This is a genomic window from Anoxybacillus suryakundensis, from assembly GCF_001418025.1.
GTDB classification, from domain to species: Bacteria; Bacillota; Bacilli; order Bacillales; family Anoxybacillaceae; genus Anoxybacillus; species Anoxybacillus tengchongensis.
The window spans coordinates 1-3,706 of the sequence record NZ_LIOK01000035.1; the positions used below are offsets into that span (position 1 = coordinate 1).

At 40.4% G+C, this 3,706-nt stretch carries 3 protein-coding genes and 1 pseudogene; 3 read left to right on the top strand and 1 reads right to left on the bottom strand.

The window, feature by feature from the left end; all coding sequences use genetic code 11:
- Together ASC42_RS13885 and ASC42_RS13465 are read left to right on the top strand one after the other, a co-directional pair.
- Positions 1–841, top strand: an 841-nt coding sequence (locus ASC42_RS13885) for an IS630 family transposase (protein WP_082435740.1), incomplete at its 5' end; no start/stop codon positions are given.
- A gap of 126 nt (positions 842–967) precedes the next feature.
- A complete protein-coding gene (locus ASC42_RS13465; RefSeq protein WP_055442103.1) occupies positions 968–1,702 on the top strand; it encodes a recombinase family protein in 735 nt (244 codons plus the stop codon).
- 551 nt (positions 1,703–2,253) lie between these two features.
- Here ASC42_RS13465 and ASC42_RS13890 read toward each other — a convergent pair.
- On the bottom strand, positions 2,254–3,294 hold the full coding sequence (locus tag ASC42_RS13890) for an IS630 family transposase (protein ID WP_072242759.1): 1,041 nt from the start codon (positions 3,292–3,294) through the stop codon (positions 2,254–2,256).
- Positions 3,295–3,460: 166 nt separating this feature from the next.
- On the opposite strand from ASC42_RS13890, the pseudogene ASC42_RS13480 reads away from it, so the two are divergent.
- A pseudogene (locus tag ASC42_RS13480) lies at positions 3,461–3,706 on the top strand (DUF6444 domain-containing protein); the annotation flags it as partial.

A 3,706-nucleotide genomic window follows, 5' to 3' on the forward strand; every position in this document is an offset into this window, starting at 1 on the left:
ACTCGATCGTCGGTTGCCGCCTGGTCGTGTGCCATTTCTTACGGAAGAACAACAACAAGAAATCAGACAACTCGTGTTAACTACTACACCTGTGGATGCTGGCTGGGGCATTGCTCCATCATGGAACACGCGTATTTTACAATCTTACATCCAACATACCTATGGCGTTTCGATGTCACGGGAAGGTATTCGCAAGTTGTTGCATCGTTTGCGTTTATCATGGACACGCCCAACTTACAAGCTCGTTAAAGGAGACGCTAAGCGTCAAGTTGCGTTTCAAAAAGAACTTGAATTTATAAAAAAAAAACTAATTACCGAGAATGCTATGCTGTTTTATGTGGATGAGACACATGTTCGTGCTTATCAAGCGCTACGTACCACATGGGCAGAAGTAGGGAATCAAAAACAAGTGCCAAGCTATGGTCATCATGACCACGTTTCCATTTTTGGTGCAGTCGACGTGCAACAAGGCGATGTTTTTTTCCATCGTGCTTCATCTGCCAATGCCGAAACGTTCCTTGACTTTTTGCGCCTGTTGAAAGAGAAATATACACACCGATTCCTCGTGCTTGTGTTAGACAACGCACGCATTCATCATGCCAAGATGGTGCAAGCCTTTCTTGATGGCGAGGAAGGCGATGCTTTTCATTTCATCTTTTTGCCACCGTATTCCCCACAGTTAAACCCGATTGAACGGCTGTGGAAGTGGTTGAAAGATGAAGTGATTGCCAACGTTTTTCACAAGGATCAAAACGACATTGCACAATCCATTACTCGTTTTGAACAGTACATTCTACAACACCCGGATGAGGTGTTGCGTCGCATCGGGTGTACTGCGTAAATCAGAGGTTAAAATGTCAATTTGGATGTATATAGCAAAAATGATGATTAAAAATTTAATTGTCCACCATGATTATGTAATTTGTGAGTTATTTTTCCACGAATTTTTCAAATCGGAGGTTTTAACATGACAATACCCAAATTAAATAAAGGAGTCGGTTATATTCGCCGCTCCAGTCATAAGCAACTGGATAACCATTCAATTGAGATTCAAAAGCGCGAGATTGAAATAAAGGCAAAAGCGGAAGGTTACGAAACTATTCACTGGTGTATTGATGACGCAGTCAGCGCCTATCGAAAAACCGCTACGGATCGACCGGGCATGCGGGAGCTTTTTATGTATATTATCAATAACGAAGCTGATGCTGTGTTCTTCTATGAAGAAAGCCGAATAGATCGTACATTCAACAGTTTTGTAACACAAATTTACAACCCCATTAAGTCTCTCAAACCAAATTGTAAGTTCTTTTGCACCACAGTTTCTGGCGAATGGGACGCACATAATACGATTACGGAAATGAAATTGTTATTTGCCGGACAGGAATCTATCATTAAATCTAAACGGACTAAAGATACACAAGATGGTTTGCTAGCTAAAAAAATCCGTCCGGGCAGCCGAACACCGTTTGGTTATAAAAAAGTCACTGTTGACGAACAAACCGGTTACAAAACATTGATTCCTGACGAAAATGCCCCTATTGTTTTGCTCATTTTTTATCTATCTTCTTGGGGGTATAGCAATGAAAAAATCGCAAACCTTCTAAACGAATGCAATGTTCCTTCGCCAACCGGAAATGGATGGCATGAAAATACAATCGATGCAATCTTACATCGTTATATCTATGCTGGCCATTTAACTTGAAACGTCCGAAAAAGCGCTCATTCTAGTTCCCGTAAACCAAAAGAAGAAATCACTTTCATTGAAAATGTATATGAACCTATTGTGCCGCCCCATCTTTGGCATCTCGTCAATGAAATGAGGGAACTCAAAAAACAAACGAAACAATTTGATACGCCATTTTATTTACGGGGGATTGCTTATTGTAAAAATTGCAAGGTTTCCTTAAAAACTAAGGTTGATACACCTAGCCAATCAACTAAAAAATATATGAAATATGTCTGTCCGAACTGTAGATGTAAATGTCAAAATAAGGATGCAGAATTTTGATTGTATAGTGATGTACAAAAATGTTTTTATGGATAATTATGTTATTAAGTGGTGGATAGTAATAACTTGACATGGAGCCTCTACGTGCATGACTTACGAGCCAAGAAGCCAGCAATATCAATAGCTGGCTCCGCCTAACAAGGCTATCATGCCCGCCTCTCCATGTAAAGTTGCCCTAAGGCAATGAGAGAAACTATATAGCTTTAAACAATCATTTTTGTACATATATAAGTTGAATTAAAGATTTACAACTGAACACACAAACGATCGATCGTTTGTTCTGGTTTCTGGTTGATTCGCTGAATAAAGGCTTGGACATTTTTTCTAATTTCTTGCACACTCGAATAGAACACGTTGTAAATCACGTCTGATTTCAGCCATTTCCATAGCCCTTCAATCAAGTTCAATTGCGGACTGTATGGTGGCAAAAAGACGAGCTCTAACCGATCTTCGTGTTCTTTTAAAAATGGCTGAATGAGTTTGGCATGGTGAATTCGAGCGTTATCTAAAATCATCACCACTTTACCTGTAGGATAATGCTCTAACACAAGTTCAAGAAATCGAAGAAATGTTTCTGCGTCATAACGTTCTTCTTCGATGCAAAATACCTCTCCTGTTTCGTAGTTCAACGTGCCAATCAGCTTCAGCCCCTGATGTTTTCCAAACGTCGGGATGATCCGTTGCTTTCCTTTGACAAACCATGTCTTTTGAATCGCTTGGTAATCACGAATCATCGATTCATCTTGAAAGAGGACATGGGCAATTTTCCCATCTACCAGTTTTTTTACTTCTGGGAAGGTGATTTCGACGAATTCTTTTTGTTTCTCTTCATCGGCATTGGCTAGTGTGTAGGTCGGTTTCGTATAACTTAGCCCTAACCGATGCAGAATGTCACTTGTTCCACGAAGCGTGTACGTTGGCCCCCACTTTTGTTGAATGAGTTCAGTGATTATCGCAAGCGTCCAATTATATTTTGCTTCGAATCCCACATCTACGGGGAGCTGATGTTCAATGATCAAAGCCAACTCTTTTTCCTGTTCAGGGCTCAATCGACGTGGAGCACCGGGTGAATATTTCATCTCTAGTCCGTTAAGACCCCGCTGAGTGTAGGCATGGATATAGTTATAAACGGTTTTTTTGGATCGACCGATAATCGTTGCGATTTCTTCTTTTGCGTATCCCTGCAAATGAAGATAAGTCGCTTGGTAGCGTTCATATGCCCGTTTACTTTTTGCTTCTTTCATGGCAGTGGACAACTTTTCGATCTCGTCTTTATGATCTGGCATCGTATTTTCTCTCCGTTCCCCTATTATTTATTCGCCGTGGAACGGGAGAAAACCTTTATTTCAATTTATACATTTGTAACTATTCAGCCACATGATCAAGTGAGCTGAATATTTTTTGCTTTTCCTGTCTATGATGTGAATATTGATAGACAAGGAGGTGAATCGCATGTTGACGGTACAACAAGCTGTATTTACAGTTGAGAGCTTAATCAGCAAAGTCCAACAACAGAAACAGCTCATTCATCAACTCGTTCAAGAAAATGAACATTTGCGTCACGAAAACAAACAGCTACGCAAAGAAAATGAACAACTCAAGTATCGCGTTCAAGAGCTGGAAGCACGCACGAAAAAAAAACAGCTCCAATAGCCATTTGCCCCCATCTTCTGACCGTTTTCACACCCATTCTTCTCG